Consider the following 15,707-nt stretch of genomic DNA (forward strand, 5'->3'; position numbering starts at 1 on the left):
GGTTACATTCCGAACCCGGAAGCTAAGCCTTTCAGCGCCGATGGTACTGCAGGGGGGACCCTGTGGGAGAGTAGGACGCCGCCGAACTATTGTTGAGGGGAGCCCCGGACCAATCGGTCCGGGGCTTCCCTGTTTTTCTGGGTACCCCCCTGCGTACTACCCCCACCAGCGCTGAGGGTAGGGTCAGGGGGCATCGTCGGCAGTACGTTCAGGCACAGGAGGCCCCCGGGTGGAGGTCCAGGAGACTCGCGTTCAGACGGACCGGGTCCTCACCATCCCCAACATCCTCAGCATGGCTCGCCTGCTCGGCGTACCGGTGTTCCTGTGGTTGATCCTCCTGCCCGAGTTCAACGGACCCAATGCCGACAAATGGGCCCTGCTCGTCCTGGCGCTCAGCGGGGTCAGCGACTATTTGGACGGCAAGCTAGCGCGACGCTGGAACCAGGTCAGCAGTCTGGGGCGACTCCTCGACCCCGCCGCGGACCGTCTGTACATCCTTTCCACCCTGGTGGGCCTGACCTGGCGGGGGATCCTGCCGCTATGGCTGACCCTCGCGCTTTTGGCCCGTGACCTGATGCTCCTGGTGATGGTGGGAATCCTCCGACGGCACGGATATCCGCCCCCCCAGGTGAACTTCTTGGGGAAGGCGGCTACCTTCAACTTGATGTACGCCTTCCCGCTACTGCTCCTCAGTGACGGAACCACGTGGCTTGCGTCACTCGCTGCAGTTTTCGGATGGGCGTTCGCTGGTTGGGGTACAACTCTCTACTGGTGGGCAGGGATCCTCTACGTGGTCCAGGTCCGCCGACTCGTCAAGGCTGATGCCGAGGCCGATTGAGCCGTACGCACGAGGTCGTGCAAGGTCCGCAGGACCGCACATGACATGAGAAGAGCTTCCACGTACGGGTGAAGTCGGCTGGACCGTCGTCTCTTCAAGGAGGACGCTTCCGACATGAAGGCCGTCGTGATGGCTGGTGGCGAAGGAACCCGACTTCGCCCCATGACCTCAAGCATGCCCAAGCCACTCCTTCCGGTGGTCAATAGGCCGATCATGGAGCATGTGCTGCGCTTGCTTAAGCGGCATGGGCTCCATGAGACGGTCGTGACCGTCCAGTTCCTTGCTTCTCTCGTCAAGAACTACTTCGGCGACGGCGAGGAACTGGGGATGGAGCTCACCTATGCCCACGAGGAGAAGCCACTCGGCACCGCGGGGAGCGTGAAGAACGCCGAAGAGGCACTGAAGGACGATGCATTCCTCGTCATTTCGGGTGATGCCCTCACCGACTTCGACCTGACCGACCTCATCGCCTTCCACCGGGAAAAGGGCGCGATGGTCACCGTGTGTCTGACCCGTGTGCCGAATCCACTGGAGTTCGGCATCACCATCGTGGACGAGCACGGGAAGGTCGAGCGTTTCCTCGAGAAACCGACCTGGGGACAGGTGTTCTCGGACACCGTGAACACCGGGATCTACGTCATGGAACCCGAGGTCTTCGACTACGTCGAAGCCGATGTCTCCGTCGACTGGTCAGGCGATGTCTTCCCGCAGCTCATGAAGGAAGGCAAGCCGATCTACGGCTACATCGCCGAAGGCTACTGGGAGGACGTCGGCACCCACGAGAGCTATGTGAAGGCTCAAGCCGACGTGCTCGAGGGCAAGGTCGACGTGGACATCGACGGTTTCGAGATCTCGCCGGGCGTGTGGGTGGCCGAAGGCGCCGAGGTGCACTCCGACGCCGTGCTCCGGGGCCCGCTGTACGTCGGTGACTACGCCAAGGTCGAAGCCGACGCCGAGATCCGTGAGCACACCGTCGTCGGATCGAACGTGGTCGTGAAGAGCGGCGCGTTCCTGCACCGGGCCGTCATCCACGACAACGTCTACGTCGGTCAGCACAGCAACCTGCGCGGCTGCGTGATCGGCAAGAACACCGACATCATGCGTGCCGTCCGCGTCGAGGACGGCGCCGTTATCGGGGACGAGTGTCTGATCGGTGAAGAATCGATCGTCCAGGGGAACGTGCGGATCTACCCGTTCAAGACCATCGAAGCAGGCGCGTTCGTCAACACGTCGGTGATCTGGGAGTCCCGCGGTCAGGCACAGCTCTTCGGCGCCCGGGGTGTCTCCGGGATCCTCAACGTCGAGATCACCCCGGAGCTCGCCGTGCGGCTCGCAGGCGCGTACGCGACCACGCTGAAGAAGGGCGCCACGGTCACCACCGCCCGCGACCACTCCCGTGGTGCGCGTGCCCTGAAACGAGCCGTCATCTCGGCGCTGCAGGCCAGCGCGATCGACGTGCGCGACCTCGAGAACGTCCCCTTGCCCGTCGCCCGTCAGCAGACGGCTCGCGGCAGCGCGGGCGGGATCATGATCCGCACCTCGCCGGGAGTGCCGGACTCCGTCGACATCATGTTCTTCGACGAACGCGGTGCGGACCTCTCACAGGCCGGACAGCGGAAGCTCGACCGGGTGTACGCCCGCCAGGAGTACCGGCGCGCCTTCCCGGGTGAGATCGGAGATCTGACCTTCCCGGCCAGCATCTACGACTCGTACACGGGATCACTGCTGCGCGACGTCGACACGACGGGCATCGCGGAGGCGGAACTCAAGGTGGTCGTCGATGCGTCCAACGGCAGCGCCGGTCTCGTGCTGCCGAGCCTGCTCGGCCGGCTCGGCGTGGACTCGCTGACCATCAACCCCGGGCTCGACGAGTCCCGACCCACCGAGACGGCAGACGCCCGCAGAGCGGGTCTGGTCCGCCTCGGGGAGATCGTGGCCTCCGCGAGGGCGGCCTTCGGCGTCCGTTTCGACACCGTGGGCGAACGACTCTCGCTCGTGGACGAGCGGGGTCGGATCATCGAGGACGACCGAGCCCTGCTCGTCATGCTCGACCTCGTGGCGGCAGAGCGGCGCAGTGGCCGCGTGGCGCTGCCGGTCACGACGACGCGCATCGCCGAACAGGTCGCCGCGTACCACGGCACACAAGTTGAATGGACGACGACGTCGCCCGACGATCTGACCCGGGTCTGCCGGGAGGATCCCACCATCTTCGGTGGAGACGGGCGAGGCGGCTTCATCGTTCCCGAATTCAGCAGCGTGTTCGACGGTACGGCCGCGTTCGTGCGGCTCATCGGACTGGTGGCCCGCACACAGCTCACCCTGAGCCAGATCGACGAACGGATCCCACGGGCGCATGTGCTGCGCAGGGACCTGGCCACACCGTGGGCCGTCAAGGGCCTCGTGATGCGCCGGGTGGTCGAGGCAGCGGGAGACCGCACCGTCGACACCACCGACGGCGTGCGCGTGGTGGAGGCGGACGGCCGGTGGGTGATGGTCCTGCCGGACCCGTCCGAGGCCGTCACGCACCTGTGGGCGGAAGGACCCGACGAGGCCTCGGCCCAGGCCCTGCTCGACGAGTGGTCCGGGGTGGTGGAGAGCGCGGGTACCTGAGCCCGTCGGCGGCGTTTCCGGAAGGGGACGTGCGTCCACCTTCCGGGAACGCCGGTAGGGCCATTCGGCGGTAGCGGTGACGACGTGCGACGATGTGCGGCATGCCGCAGCCACCCCCCATTCGGAGCACAGCCCAGCCGCCGCGCCCCGATGCCTCGATGTCGCTGCTGAACAACGTCATGGACCACAGCCTCGACGAGGGCTACGCGGAGGCGGCGGCCCGCAGGGACGCCGGCGGCGGGCCGCTACCCAAGACGCTGCGCGCCAAGCTGTGGCTGGCCGCCGGTCTGGTGCTGGCGGGGCTCGTGGTCACCCTGGGTGCCGCGCAGGCGCGGATAGCGGCACCGGTCGTGGCCAAGGAGCGCGAGGAGCTCATCGATCGCATCAACAGCGAGACGTCGGCTGCGGACGCGCTCGAGAGCAGCGTCGACGAGCTCCGCACCGAAGTCGGGGAGCGGCAGCGCAAGGCGCTGGAGAACCACGGGGGCGACCGGGGAGGGATGGTCGCGCTCCTCTCCGGAGCCACTGCCGTGAGCGGCCCTGGCGTGAAACTCGTCGTGGACGACGCCGGGGACAGCGGGGCGGACGGCGGCGGTCCGCGGGGGAGCAGCGGATTCTCCGACACGGGCCGGGTGCGGGACCGGGACATGCAGCGGGTGGTCAACGGCCTGTGGGAGTCCGGTGCCGAGGCCGTGTCGATCAACGGCCAGCGGCTGACCGCCCTGTCGGCGATCCGCGCAGCGGGTGACGCCATACTGGTCGACAACAGGCCGCTGGTGCCGCCGTACACGGTGCTGGCGGTGGGGGACGGGAAGAAGCTCAGCACCGCCTTCCAGGACAGCGCCGACGGCCAGTACCTCCACGCGTTGCAGGAGAACTTCGGCATCCGGACGAGCATCTCCGCCCAGGAAGAGGTGCGCCTGCCTGCCGCGCCGAGCCTGATCGTACGTACCGCACAGCCGAGGACCGCCCCCGCCGGAGCCGGCAAGGGGCAGGGCACCGCAGAGACAGGGAAGGGCACATCGTGATCGCCGTACTGGGCCTCGTCGTGGGAGTCGTGGTCGGACTGTTGGTACGCCCCGAAGTGCCGGCGGTGGTGGAGCCCTACCTCCCCATCGCCGTCGTCGCGGCCCTCGACGCGGTCTTCGGAGGTCTTCGGGCGATGCTCGACGGGATCTTCGTGGACAAGGTCTTCGTGGTGTCGTTCCTCTCGAACGTCGTGGTGGCCGCCCTGATCGTGTTCCTCGGTGACAAGCTGGGCGTCGGTGCCCAGCTGTCCACCGGCGTCGTGGTCGTCCTCGGCATCCGCATCTTCTCCAATGCGGCGGCCATCCGCCGGCACGTGTTCCGGGCGTGAGGCCGATGAGCGAGAACGCACGGACGCCGGAGGAGCCGCGGGACGGGTGGCGCGAGGGCGAGCGCGGGCCCGCGCCGGACACCGCGGAGGCGGAGGCGGTGACCGCCTCAGGGGAAGGCACGGGCGGCGAGCGCCGACCGGCCGCGGTCCGAGCGGGCGGCTCGTCGCCGGCCCGCCCCGATGCCGCTGAGCCGGGATCGGGCGTCCCCGATTCAGGTGATGTCGAGGCGGACGGACACCAGGCTCCGGCCATGGGGCAGGGGGCGGCGTCGTCCGGTGGGGAGCCGGAGCTCACCGGTCGGCAGCGGCTCGTCGCCGGCCTGTGGCCGCCACGTGTCAGCCGCGCCCAACTGGTCGTCGCCCTGCTGCTTTTCGTGCTCGGCCTCGGCCTGGCCATCCAGGTACGGTCCACCAGCGACAACAGCGCGCTGCGCGGAGCGCGGCAGGAGGACCTGGTGCGCATCCTCGATGAACTCGATGATCGCACCAAGCGTCTTGAGGATGAGAAGCAGCGTCTGGAGGACCAGCGGACCGAGCTGGAAACCAGTTCGGACCAGGCTGAGGAGGCACGGAAGCAGACCCTGGAAAAGGAGCGTCAGCTGGGCATTCTTGCCGGTACGGTGGCGGCGGAGGGCCCGGGGATCACCCTGACCATCGATGACGGGGCCGGCTCGGTCGAGTCGGACATGCTCCTCGACGCGATCCAGGAGCTGCGTGCCGCGGGTGCCGAGGCGATCCAGATCAACGGCGTCCGGGTGGTCGCGGACTCCTACTTCTCCGGCGGGGACGGAGACATCCAGGTGGACGGCACGAAGATCAGCGCGCCATACCGGTTCAAGGTGATCGGCAAACCGCAGGATCTGGAGCCCGCCCTCAACATCCCGGGGGGCGTGGTGCAGACCCTGGAGAAGGAGCAGGCCACCGCCACGGTGACCCGGTCGGGCAAGATCGTTGTGGATGCCTTGCGACCCGTGGAACGGCCTGACTACGCTCGGTCGTCCTCCCAGTGAGACGGAAGTGCAAGGGGTGACCGGACATGGACGAGAGGTTGCGGGGGGTCGGCGCATCGTAAGCGTGCTGCGTGGTGGAAACTGTCCGGTGGCTACGGACGTTGTGAAGATGTCCGGGTCGGCAGGTGTGTTCGTTCAGGGTTCCTGCCCCACGGGCGGGTCTATTTCGGTCAAGGGGAATCGCCCGTGAAGTTGTTTGGGAAATTGTTCGGCAAGAGCGCACGTGAGGACGGCGGCAACGCTCGTCACCGCGCATCGCGCCATGGCCAGGAGACGGAGCAGGGCGGTGAGCGCCCGCTGTTCCGCGATGAGGTCGCCGGTCCCGGCGACATTCAGGAGGGTCAGGGCGCGTCTGCTGTTGACCCTGCCGGTCCGGGCCGCATAGGTTTCGGAGAACCGTCAACCTCAAGTACGGGTGGAGAGTTTACGTCCGACCCGTACGCATCCCACGCCCCCGCGGGGCAGCCGCGGCAGGAGGGCCCGTCCATGCCGGTTTGCACGCGATGCGGTCACCGCAACGCCGAAACCAGCCGCTTCTGCTCCAACTGTGGCGCGCCGCTGCGGCCCGGAGTCCCGGCCGAGCGCGCCTCGGAGACGACCTCGACGATCTCCATTTCCGGACTCGAGGCGTACGAGTCGGAGACCACCGGCCAGACACCGGTCCCCTCGCTCCCTCCCGAGGCCCAGGCGGCCGTGGAGGCCCTGCCGCTCGGCTCGGCGCTGCTGATCGTGCGTCGCGGACCGAACTCGGGAAGCCGCTTCCTGCTGGACGGCGAGCTGACCACGGCGGGGCGTCATCCGCAGAGCGACATCTTCCTCGACGACTTCACCGTGTCCCGGCGCCATGTGGAGTTCCGCAGGGCGGCGGACGGCAGTTTCACGGTCACGGACGTCGGCAGCCTCAACGGCACGTACGTCAACCGCGAGCCGATCGACTCGGTCGTCCTGGCGAACGGTGACGAGGTTCAGATCGGTAAGTACCGGCTGGTCTTCTACGGGAACCAGCGGGGCGTGTGACCCTCAGGGGAGTCCATGCTGCGAACTCCGACGGGCGGTGCCGGTCACGGCACCGCCGGAGGCGACAGGCTGGTCAGCATCGGATCGGTGCTGAACCAGCTGCGTGACGAGTTTCCCGACGTCACGATCTCCAAGATCCGGTTCCTGGAGGCCGAGGGGCTCGTCGAGCCGCAGCGCACCCCGTCGGGCTATCGCAAATTCAGCCCCGAGGACGTCGAGCGGTTGGCCCAGGTGCTGCGCATGCAGCGGGACCACTATCTTCCCCTGAGGGTCATTCGCGAGCATCTCGACGGCCTCGACCGAGGAGAAGATCCCCCGCTGCCGCCGCAGGGTTCCCGAGGAGGCCCGGACCTCGTCGGGCATCCGCAGACGGACGGTCCCACGGCCGCCCGGGTGGGGCGCGCCGAGCTGCTCGCCGCGGCGGAGGTGACCGAGGCGGAGCTCGACGAGTGGGAGTCGTACGGACTCATCCTTCCGGCGGCGGACGAAGGTTATGACGCCGAGGTCGTGACGGTGGCCAAACTGATCGCGGATCTGGGCAGATTCGGTCTGGAGCCCCGTCACTTGCGCGCCATGAAGGCGGCGGCCGAACGTGACGCCGGGCTGGTCGAACAGGTGGTCGCACCGTTGCGGCGGCACCGCAATCCGCAGACCAGAGCACATGCCGAGGCGACGGCCAGGGAGCTGGCGAGCCTGTCGGTGCGGCTCCACGCGGCCCTCGTGAAGACCGCGCTGGGCGTCCGCCTGCACTGATCTCGGCGGAGCCCGACTACCCAAACCTGCCGAGCACGTCCTAGGGTTGCTGTGTGAACGAGCTCGACGTTGTGGGTGTCCGGGTGGAAATGCCTTCCAACCAGCCGATCGTGCTCCTGCGTGAAGTGGGAGGCGACCGGTACCTCCCCATTTGGATCGGTCCGGGGGAGGCGACCGCGATCGCCTTCGCGCAGCAGGGCATGGCTCCTGCCAGGCCGCTGACCCATGACCTGTTCAAGGACGTGTTGGAGGCCGTCGGGCAGGAACTCACCGAGGTGCGGATCACGGACCTCCGCGAGGGCGTTTTCTACGCCGAGCTGGTCTTCGCCAGCGGGGTCGAGGTGAGTGCCCGTCCGTCCGACGCCATAGCGCTGGCGCTGCGCACGGGTACGCCGATCTACGGCAGCGACGGCGTGCTGGACGACGCCGGCATCGCGATCCCCGACGAGCAAGAGGACGAGGTGGAGAAGTTCCGCGAGTTCCTCGACCAGATTTCCCCCGAGGACTTCGGTTCCAGCAGTCAGTGAACCCTGCTGCCGTAGCGTCCCCGCGCACGACGCTTCAACCGGCGATCTGTGCCCCGCGCCGGGGTACGCAAAACCACTCTCAGGGTGATTATCACTCGGCGTGCCGAGTGTGGCGATCGTTGACGCACCCCAGGGGACTGCCTACCGTCGAGATGGCAGGTCAAGGACGGAGGTCGGCGTGAGGAACAGCGGCGACGGTACGGCGGCGGGGTCCCTCGGGCACGGTCCGACGGAGGGCGTGGCGTATCCGCTTCCCGGCAGGGCGACGGCCGACCCGGAGACCGAGACCGTGGGTTACCGGGGCCCGACCGCGTGCGCGGCGGCGGGCATCACCTACCGACAGCTCGACTACTGGGCACGGACGGGCCTGGTCGAGCCGAGCGTGCGGCCGGCGTACGGATCGGGCACCCAGCGCCTCTACAGCTTCCGTGATGTCGTCGTTCTGAAGATCGTGAAGCGGTTCCTGGACACGGGGGTCGCGTTGCAGAACATTCGCACCGCCGTGCAGCACTTGCGGGACCGCGGCTTCGCAGACCTGGAGCGGATGACGCTGATGAGCGACGGCGCCACCGTCTACGAGTGTTCGTCGCCCGACGAGGTCGTCGACCTGCTCCAGGGTGGCCAAGGCGTCTTCGGCATTGCCGTCGGCGTGGTGTGGCGGGACGTGGAGGCAGCGCTGTCGCAGCTGCACGGTGAGCGCGTCGACACGGGTGAGACGCTGATCGGCCACGACCCGGGCGACGAGCTGGCCAGGCGGCGGCGTGAGCGGGCCGGCTGAGGCGGTCGCTGGCGTCCGTCGTCGGGGCGAGCTTGCGGCCACGGAGGCCGAACCGGCGGCTGCGCGGACGGTCGGATGTCAGTGGCGTAGGGCAGCATCGAGGGTGTGAGATCCGCGCCGACCATCCTCCACCTGGACATGGATGCGTTCTATGCCGCCGCCGAGCAGGCGGCGAAGCCCAGTCTGCGCGGGAAACCGGTGGTCGTGGGCGGTCTGGGGCCCCGTGGGGTGGTGGCCACCGCCTCGTACGAGGCGAGGCGCCTCGGTGTGCACTCGGCGATGCCGATGGCCCAGGCGAGGCGGCTCGCGCCGAACGCGGCGTACCTCGTGCCGCGGTTCACGCTCTACCGTACGGTGAGCGACCTGGTCATGGAGCTGCTGGGCAGCCTGTCGCCGCTGGTGGAGCCGCTTAGCCTGGACGAGGCCTTCGTGGACCTCGAGGCAGGGGGGACGGCCCGTGACGCCCGTTCGGCGCGTCAGGCCGGTGAGCGGCTGCGCAGGGACCTCGTCGAAGCCACGGGGCTGACTGGTTCGGTGGGTCTGGCGGGCTCCAAGATGCTGGCCAAGATCGCCTCTGAGCAGGCCAAGCCGGACGGTCTGGTCCTCATCGAGCCCGGGACCGAACGGGAACTGCTCGCCCCCATGCCGGTGCGGACGCTGCCGGGCGTGGGTCCGGCGACGGGGGAGCACCTGCGGCGGGCGGGTATGACCACGGTCGCCGACGTGGCCGAAGCCGGCGAGGACGAGCTCGTGCGGCTGCTCGGCAGGGCGCACGGGGCGGCGCTGTACCGGATGGCCATGGGGTATGACGACCGTCCCGTCGTCGCCGACCGCGACGCCAAGTCGGTGTCGGTCGAGGACACCTTCGCCGTGGACCTGCACGACCGGCTGCGCATCCGCATGGAGGTGGAGCGGCTCGCCGAGCGCTGCGTGCGGCGGCTGCGCGGGTCGGGGCACTCGGGCCGCACCATCGTGCTGAAGGTGCGTCGCTTCGACTTCTCGACGCTCACGCGGTCCGAGACGCTGCGGGGCCCGACGGACGAGCCGGCGGTGGTACGGGAGGCCGCGGCCCGGCTGCTGGAGACGGTGGACACGACGGGTGGCGTCCGGCTGCTGGGGGTCGGGGTGACCGGCCTCGCCGACTACACCCAGGAGGACCTGTTCGCGCAGGCCGCTGCAGGTGAGCAGGGTGCCGGTGCAGCGGTGGTCGAGGGCGCGGATCCGCTGCAGGAGCGCGAGGAACCGCAGCAAGAGGAACAGCCGACCCCGTCCGAGCGGCGCTGGGACGCGGGGCAGGACGTGCAGCACGCCCGGTACGGGGCGGGATGGGTGCAGGGCAGCGGCCTGGGGCGGGTCACCGTCCGTTTCGAGGAGCCGTGGTCCGTCGCACCGGGGAGGGTGCGGACGTTCCCCGTCGACGACGCGGAACTCCGGCCGTCGGAACCGCTTCCCCTGGTCCGCCCGGGGACGGGGAGGGCGGCTCAGTCGTCGTCGCCTGCCAGCCGCCCGAAGTCCCGGTCGCCGGACGTTCCCGCGGACGGGGCGGGGCCGCTGGAGTCGTCACGGTCCGAGGTATCACGGCCGGAGGGGGAGGGCGGTGCGGCAGCCGGTTTCTCCGGGGGGACCGGCAGATCGAGACCGTAGTGGTGGTAGAGCTGCAGTTCCTGCTCGGGGGAGAGATGGCGCCCGACGCCGAAGTCGGGGGCGTCCTTGATCAGGGCACGCTCGAAGGGGACGTGGAGGCCGTCCCCTTCGAGTTCGCTCGGTTCCAGGGGCACGAACGCGTCCCGGCTGAACAGCCCTGTGCGCACCGCGGCCCACTCCGGCACCCCCGTCGCGTCGTCGAGGTACACCTCGTCCACGGTCCCGATCTTGGTTCCATTGCGGTCGAAGGCCTTGCGGCCTATCAGACTGCGCGGATCGATGTCGGTGTGCACGGTCCCTCCAAGACGTCGCAAGGCCCTTAGCACTACGAAAGTGCACAACTGAGGCGTCGGCCACTCGACGCTTCCGCCCCAGACCTCGCTGGTACGCTGGCAATCGGCTGTTGACCCCGTGCGGGAGAGTGCTCCGGTGGAACGCCGGAGACGCCGAAGGAGCAAATCCTCCCCGGAATCTCTCAGGCCCCTGTACCGCACGGACGAGGTCACTCTGGAAAGCAGGGCGGGCGTTTGACGGCATCCGCTCTCACCGACGGTGAAAGCCGGGCCGCCCCAGGGCGCTCCGGTGAAGCTCTCAGGTTGAGATGACAGAGGGGGAGGCCGTCCGGGCACCCGCGCCGTGGTGCCCCTCGCAGGTCGCAATGACCAGGAGGCCTCCGCAATGACCGCCAACCGCATTCCGCTCTCCCAGCTGGAGCGAGGCACCCCCTTCGAGCAGCGCCACATCGGCCCCGACGCCGGGGCCCAGGCGAAGATGCTGGCACAGGTCGGCTACGGCTCGCTGGACGAGCTGACCGCAGCCGCCGTACCGGACGTGATCAAGAGCGCCGAGGCGCTGGGGCTGCCCGGAGCCCGCACGGAGGCCGAGGTCCTGGCGGAGCTCCGCAGCCTGGCGGACCGCAACCAGGTGCTCGCCCCCATGATCGGCCTGGGCTACTACGGCACCTTCACCCCGCCGGTCATCCTGCGCAACGTCATGGAGAACCCGGCGTGGTACACCGCGTACACGCCGTACCAGCCCGAGATCTCACAGGGCCGGCTGGAGGCGCTCCTCAACTTCCAGACGATGGTCGCCGACCTCACCGGTCTGCCGACCTCGGGCGCCTCGCTGCTCGACGAGGGCACCGCCGCCGCCGAGGCCATGTCGCTGTCCCGCCGGGTCGGCAAGGTCAAGGGCGGAGTCTTCCTGATCGATGCCGACGCCCTGCCGCAGACCGTCGCCGTGATCGAGACCCGCGCCGAGCCGACGGGCGTCACGGTGGTCGTGGCGGACCTCAGCGCGGGCATCCCCGCCGAGATCGCCGAGCGCGGGGTGTTCGGCGTCCTGCTGCAGTACCCGGGCGCCTCCGGTGCCGTCCGCGACATCAAGCCGGTCATCGACCAGGCCCACGACCTCGGCGCGATCGTCACCGTCGCAGCCGACCTGCTGGCGTTGACCCTGCTCACCTCGCCCGGCGAGTTGGGTGCCGACATCGCGGTCGGCACGACCCAGCGCTTCGGCGTCCCGATGGGCTTCGGCGGCCCGCACGCCGGCTACATGGCGGTCCAGGCGAAGCACGCCCGCAGCCTGCCCGGCCGCCTCGTCGGCGTCTCCGTCGATGCCGACGGCAACAAGGCCTACCGCCTGGCCCTGCAGACCCGCGAACAGCACATCCGCCGCGAGAAGGCCACGAGCAACATCTGTACCGCGCAGGTGCTGCTGGCCGTCATGGCGGGGATGTACGCCGTCTACCACGGCCCGGACGGGCTGCGGACCATCGCCGAGCGCACGCACCGCTACGCCACGGTCCTCGCCGCGGGGCTGCGCGCCCAGGGCGTCGAGCTCGTCCACGGGGCCTACTTCGACACCCTGACGGTCCGGGTGCCCGGACGGGCCGCCCAGGTCGTCGCCGCAGCCCGCGAGAACGGGGTCAACCTGCACCTCGTCGACGCCGACCACGTGTCGGTCTCCTGCGATGAGACCACCGGTCGCGCCCAGCTGACGTCGGTGTGGTCCGCCTTCGGAGTGGAGGGCGACGTCGAGGCCCTCGACGCGACCGCCGAGGACACGCTCCCGGCCGCCCTGCTGCGCACCAGCGACTACCTCGCCCACCCGGTGTTCCACGCGCACCGCTCCGAGACTGCGATGCTGCGCTACCTCCGCAGGCTCGCCGACCGCGACTACGCGCTGGACCGCGGAATGATCCCGCTCGGCTCCTGCACGATGAAGCTGAACGCGACAACCGAGATGGAGCCGGTCACCTGGCCCGAGTTCGGCCAGGTCCACCCGTTCGCCCCCGTGGAGCAGGCCCAGGGCTACCTGACCCTCATCCGCGAGCTGGAGGAGCGCCTGGCCGAGGTCACCGGTTACGACAAGGTCTCCATCCAGCCGAACGCCGGATCCCAGGGCGAGCTCGCCGGACTGCTCGCCGTGCGTGCCTACCACAGGGCCAACGGCGACGCGCAGCGCATCGTCTGCCTGATCCCCTCGTCGGCGCACGGCACCAACGCGGCGAGCGCCGTGATGGCGGGGATGAAGGTCGTGGTCGTCAAGACCGCCGATGACGGGGAGATCGACGTCGAGGACCTGGGCGCCAAGATCGAGCAGTACCGGGACGAGCTGTCCGTGCTGATGATCACGTATCCGTCGACCCACGGCGTGTTCGAAGAGCACGTCGCCGACATCTGCGCCCAGGTGCACGAGGCAGGCGGCCAGGTGTACGTCGACGGTGCCAACCTCAACGCGCTGGTGGGCCTGGCCAAGCCCGGCAAGTTCGGCGGAGACGTCTCGCACCTCAACCTGCACAAGACCTTCTGCATCCCGCATGGCGGTGGTGGCCCCGGTGTCGGTCCGGTCGGCGTCCGCGAGCACCTCGCCCCGTACCTGCCGAACCACCCGCTCCAGCCGACCGCGGGCCCGGAGACGGGCGTGGGTCCGATCTCGGCCGCTCCGTGGGGTTCCGCCGGCATCCTGCCGATCTCCTGGGCGTACGTCCGGCTCATGGGCGGCGAGGGCCTCAAGCGCGCCACTCAGGTGGCGGTGCTCGCCGCGAACTACATCGCCAAGCGCCTGGAGCCGCACTACCCGGTGCTCTACACGGGCCCGGCCGGGCTGGTCGCGCACGAGTGCATCGTGGACCTGCGTCCGCTGGCCAAGGAGACCGGCGTCAGCGTGGACGACGTCGCCAAGCGTCTGATCGACTACGGCTTCCATGCGCCGACGATGTCGTTCCCGGTGGCGGGCACCCTCATGATCGAGCCCACCGAGAGTGAGGATCTGGCGGAGATCGACCGCTTCTGCGATGCGATGATCTCGATCCGCGCGGAGATCGAGAAGGTGGCCCGGGGCGAGTGGCCGACGGCGGACAACCCGCTGAGCAACGCCCCCCACACGGCGGACGCGCTCGCCGGGGAGTGGGAGCACGCGTACGGCCGTGAGGAGGCCGTCTTCCCGGCGGGCGTCCAGGCCGCGGAGAAGTACTGGCCGCCGGTGCGCCGGATCGACGGTGCCTTCGGCGACCGCAACCTGGTCTGCTCCTGCCCGCCGCTCGACGAGTACGACGACTGACGAAGGTGCAAGACGCGTGAGGGCCGGTGCGGACGTCTCGTCCGCACCGGCCCTCGTGGTCGCGCGTCGCCGGGAGATCGCCCGGTGTTCCGGGCTACGCGGCCGCCACCACCTGGGGCGGCCGGTGCGGGGCGATGATCTGTCCGTCCGGAAGCAGCTCACCGGTGTCCTCGAAGAGCAGAACGCCGTTGCACAGCAGGCTCCAGCCCTGTTCCGGGTGGTGTGCCACGAGTCGCGCGGCTTCCCGGTCTGCGGAGTCTGCTGTCGGACACGGTGGCTGGTGCTGGCACATGGATGGGTTCTTTCGCTGCGGTGTGGTGTGAGTCCTGCGGCTCGATGGGTCGTTCATGGCCGCCCCCCGTATCTGTCGGTCGTGTCCCCAGTGTTGCCCCACGCGCGTCAATCCGCAGGGATTTCGCGGCAGCTCCTCTTACCACTTAATGACGTGTCACCCGGGCGGGCGGTTCAGCCCAACTGCACCATCCCTTCGGGTGGTTCCGAGTGGCCGTGATGGGCTAGTCCGTGCGGGGTACGCGTATGCCCCGCGACCCACGGTCACGGGGCAACGGCGGCACGTGTCCCGGTCAGGCCGGCGAGCCGAGAAGGGGCGCCGGAGTGACACGCAGTGTCATCACCGGCAGGAGATCGGCCACCCGGTGCGCCCGGTGGGCGGCGATCCCCGGTGGTGCGGGTGCGAGCGGCACCAGCAGGTCGGTCGGCGCCGGTGTTCCGGACGCCGCGTCGGCCCCGGTGTCGCCGTGCAGCCACAACGTGATCATGTAGAGCTCCGGCACGGACAGCAGTCGCGGTTGGTAGTCGTCCTGGAGGGCCTCCGCCTGGATGAGGGCCCGCTCGGTCGAGGCGATGTAGGGGCCTTCGAAGAAGTGCGAGAAGGCCCATCCGTCCGGGGTCAGCATCGTGTCCGCGGCGGCGATGGCGTGCTCGCCGCTGCGGACCAGGAAGCGCCAGCCGGCGAGCCGGGTCCGGGGTCTGCGCCCGGGACGCGGGACGACCTGGTCGAGCACGTGGACGGGGAGGGGAAGTTCGGCGCTCACCGTTCCCTGGACGGAACGGAGTGCGGGTGTGGGCGCCCCGCGGACCGCGGCGGGGGAACCGAGGGCCGTGAGGACGCTGCGCAGCGCGGGCGCGGGAGCCGGAGGGACATGCAGCGGCATGGTGGGTCGCCTCTCACTCAAGAGACACGGTGATGCGAGGGCAGGTGCGGACGGCACTGTCAGCGTGGGCCGGAAGGGGCAGAATTTCCATGGCCGGGCGCCAACTCTCTGCCTCGTTCACCGAGTTTATACGACACGTGTTCACATGAAGTTTCCACTAGCTGCTCCCGGCATTGCGAACAAGGCCGCATTCGGCCTTTTTCGTGGGGAGTTCCTGCTGATATTGCGTGAGCGCACAGCCGTCACCTGGGCTGTTACCCAGCATGCGGTCGGCTGAATCTCATCGGAGTTTTTCACCACGTATGTCGGAGTGGAAACTGCATATGGCGCCATGCCGAAGGAATGTGCCGCACGAAAGCAGTGAGCAGCGTAACAGTCCTCGTCGACCGCGGGACGTTATGGATCACAGCGGCTGGGCATCATCGTCCGTGACA

Annotated in this window: 13 protein-coding genes, 1 rRNA gene, 1 pseudogene and 1 riboswitch; of the genes and pseudogenes, 12 read left to right on the forward strand and 3 right to left on the reverse strand. The window is 69.0% G+C overall.

Annotated elements, in window-relative coordinates:
- The 11 genes from rrf to ACFXOM_RS32760 all read left to right on the forward strand — a co-directional run.
- A 5S ribosomal RNA gene (rrf, locus tag ACFXOM_RS32710) occupies positions 1-87 on the forward strand; the annotation flags it as partial.
- 142 nt (positions 88-229) lie between these two features.
- Positions 230-838 carry a CDP-alcohol phosphatidyltransferase family protein gene (locus ACFXOM_RS32715; protein WP_384939460.1) on the forward strand — a complete coding sequence of 203 codons (609 nt, stop codon included), beginning with the start codon at positions 230-232 and terminating at the stop codon, positions 836-838.
- A 114-nt stretch (positions 839-952) separates the two neighbouring features.
- The gene (locus ACFXOM_RS32720; protein ID WP_384939462.1) at positions 953-3,448 is read left to right on the forward strand and encodes a sugar phosphate nucleotidyltransferase; all 2,496 of its coding nucleotides are present in this window, start codon (positions 953-955) and stop codon (positions 3,446-3,448) included.
- 101 nt (positions 3,449-3,549) lie between these two features.
- Positions 3,550-4,476, forward strand: a complete 927-nt coding sequence (locus tag ACFXOM_RS32725; protein WP_384939464.1) for a DUF881 domain-containing protein — start codon at positions 3,550-3,552, stop codon at positions 4,474-4,476.
- Positions 4,473-4,805 (forward strand): small basic family protein, encoded by a 333-nt coding sequence (locus ACFXOM_RS32730; RefSeq protein ID WP_003970459.1) that lies wholly within the window; start codon positions 4,473-4,475, stop codon positions 4,803-4,805. Before ACFXOM_RS32725 ends, ACFXOM_RS32730 begins: the two co-directional genes overlap by 4 nt.
- A 251-nt stretch (positions 4,806-5,056) precedes the next feature.
- Positions 5,057-5,815 (forward strand): DUF881 domain-containing protein, encoded by a 759-nt coding sequence (locus ACFXOM_RS32735; RefSeq protein ID WP_385041045.1) that lies wholly within the window; start codon positions 5,057-5,059, stop codon positions 5,813-5,815.
- An 81-nt stretch (positions 5,816-5,896) separates the two neighbouring features.
- Positions 5,897-6,832, forward strand: coding sequence for an FHA domain-containing protein (locus ACFXOM_RS32740; protein WP_384939648.1), 936 nt, complete (start codon positions 5,897-5,899; stop codon positions 6,830-6,832).
- Positions 6,833-6,847: 15 nt separating this feature from the next.
- Complete coding sequence (locus tag ACFXOM_RS32745) at positions 6,848-7,585, forward strand: MerR family transcriptional regulator (RefSeq protein WP_385040934.1); 738 nt, start codon at positions 6,848-6,850, stop codon at positions 7,583-7,585.
- A 53-nt stretch (positions 7,586-7,638) separates the two neighbouring features.
- Entirely contained in the window at positions 7,639-8,112 is a 474-nt protein-coding gene (locus ACFXOM_RS32750; protein WP_026281837.1) for a bifunctional nuclease family protein, read from the forward strand.
- A gap of 178 nt (positions 8,113-8,290) precedes the next feature.
- Positions 8,291-8,890 (forward strand): MerR family transcriptional regulator, encoded by a 600-nt coding sequence (locus ACFXOM_RS32755; protein WP_384939470.1) that lies wholly within the window; start codon positions 8,291-8,293, stop codon positions 8,888-8,890.
- Between the two features lie 105 nt (positions 8,891-8,995).
- On the forward strand, positions 8,996-10,534 hold the full coding sequence (locus tag ACFXOM_RS32760; protein WP_384939472.1) for a DNA polymerase IV: 1,539 nt from the start codon (positions 8,996-8,998) through the stop codon (positions 10,532-10,534).
- Between the two features lie 146 nt (positions 10,535-10,680).
- Here the strand turns inward: ACFXOM_RS32760 and ACFXOM_RS32765 are convergent.
- A pseudogene (locus ACFXOM_RS32765) lies at positions 10,681-10,860 on the reverse strand (PRC-barrel domain-containing protein); the annotation flags it as partial.
- Between the two features lie 78 nt (positions 10,861-10,938).
- A riboswitch (glycine riboswitch) is annotated at positions 10,939-11,035 on the forward strand.
- Positions 11,036-11,212: 177 nt separating this feature from the next.
- Here ACFXOM_RS32765 and gcvP point away from each other — a divergent pair.
- Positions 11,213-14,098: an aminomethyl-transferring glycine dehydrogenase gene (gene gcvP, locus ACFXOM_RS32770; protein ID WP_385040937.1), complete on the forward strand. Its 2,886-nt coding sequence runs from the start codon at positions 11,213-11,215 to the stop codon at positions 14,096-14,098.
- Positions 14,099-14,192: 94 nt separating this feature from the next.
- On the opposite strand, the gene ACFXOM_RS32775 is transcribed toward gcvP, so the two are convergent.
- The gene (locus ACFXOM_RS32775) at positions 14,193-14,390 is read right to left on the reverse strand and encodes a DUF5999 family protein (RefSeq protein ID WP_384939476.1); all 198 of its coding nucleotides are present in this window, start codon (positions 14,388-14,390) and stop codon (positions 14,193-14,195) included.
- A gap of 292 nt (positions 14,391-14,682) precedes the next feature.
- Positions 14,683-15,273: a hypothetical protein gene (locus ACFXOM_RS32780; protein WP_385040940.1), complete on the reverse strand. Its 591-nt coding sequence runs from the start codon at positions 15,271-15,273 to the stop codon at positions 14,683-14,685.
- Between the last annotated feature and the right edge of the window lie 434 nt (positions 15,274-15,707).

It is taken from the genome of Streptomyces sp. NPDC059169 (genome assembly GCF_042755225.1).
In the GTDB taxonomy this organism is placed as follows: domain Bacteria; phylum Actinomycetota; class Actinomycetes; order Streptomycetales; family Streptomycetaceae; genus Streptomyces.

What these genes read in the sequence shown, in the direction of transcription:
- ACFXOM_RS32735 (WP_385041045.1), top strand. Translation starts at nt 5,057, where the DNA reads ATGGGGCAGGGGGCGGCGTCGTCCGGTGGGGAGCCGGAGCTCACCGGT.
- ACFXOM_RS32745 (WP_385040934.1), top strand. Translation starts at nt 6,848, where the DNA reads ATGCTGCGAACTCCGACGGGCGGTGCCGGTCACGGCACCGCCGGAGGC.
- ACFXOM_RS32775 (WP_384939476.1), bottom strand. Translation starts at nt 14,390, where the DNA reads ATGTGCCAGCACCAGCCACCGTGTCCGACAGCAGACTCCGCAGACCGG.
- ACFXOM_RS32720 (WP_384939462.1), top strand. Translation starts at nt 953, where the DNA reads ATGAAGGCCGTCGTGATGGCTGGTGGCGAAGGAACCCGACTTCGCCCC.
- ACFXOM_RS32780 (WP_385040940.1), bottom strand. Translation starts at nt 15,273, where the DNA reads ATGCCGCTGCATGTCCCTCCGGCTCCCGCGCCCGCGCTGCGCAGCGTC.
- ACFXOM_RS32725 (WP_384939464.1), top strand. Translation starts at nt 3,550, where the DNA reads ATGCCGCAGCCACCCCCCATTCGGAGCACAGCCCAGCCGCCGCGCCCC.
- gcvP (WP_385040937.1), top strand. Translation starts at nt 11,213, where the DNA reads ATGACCGCCAACCGCATTCCGCTCTCCCAGCTGGAGCGAGGCACCCCC.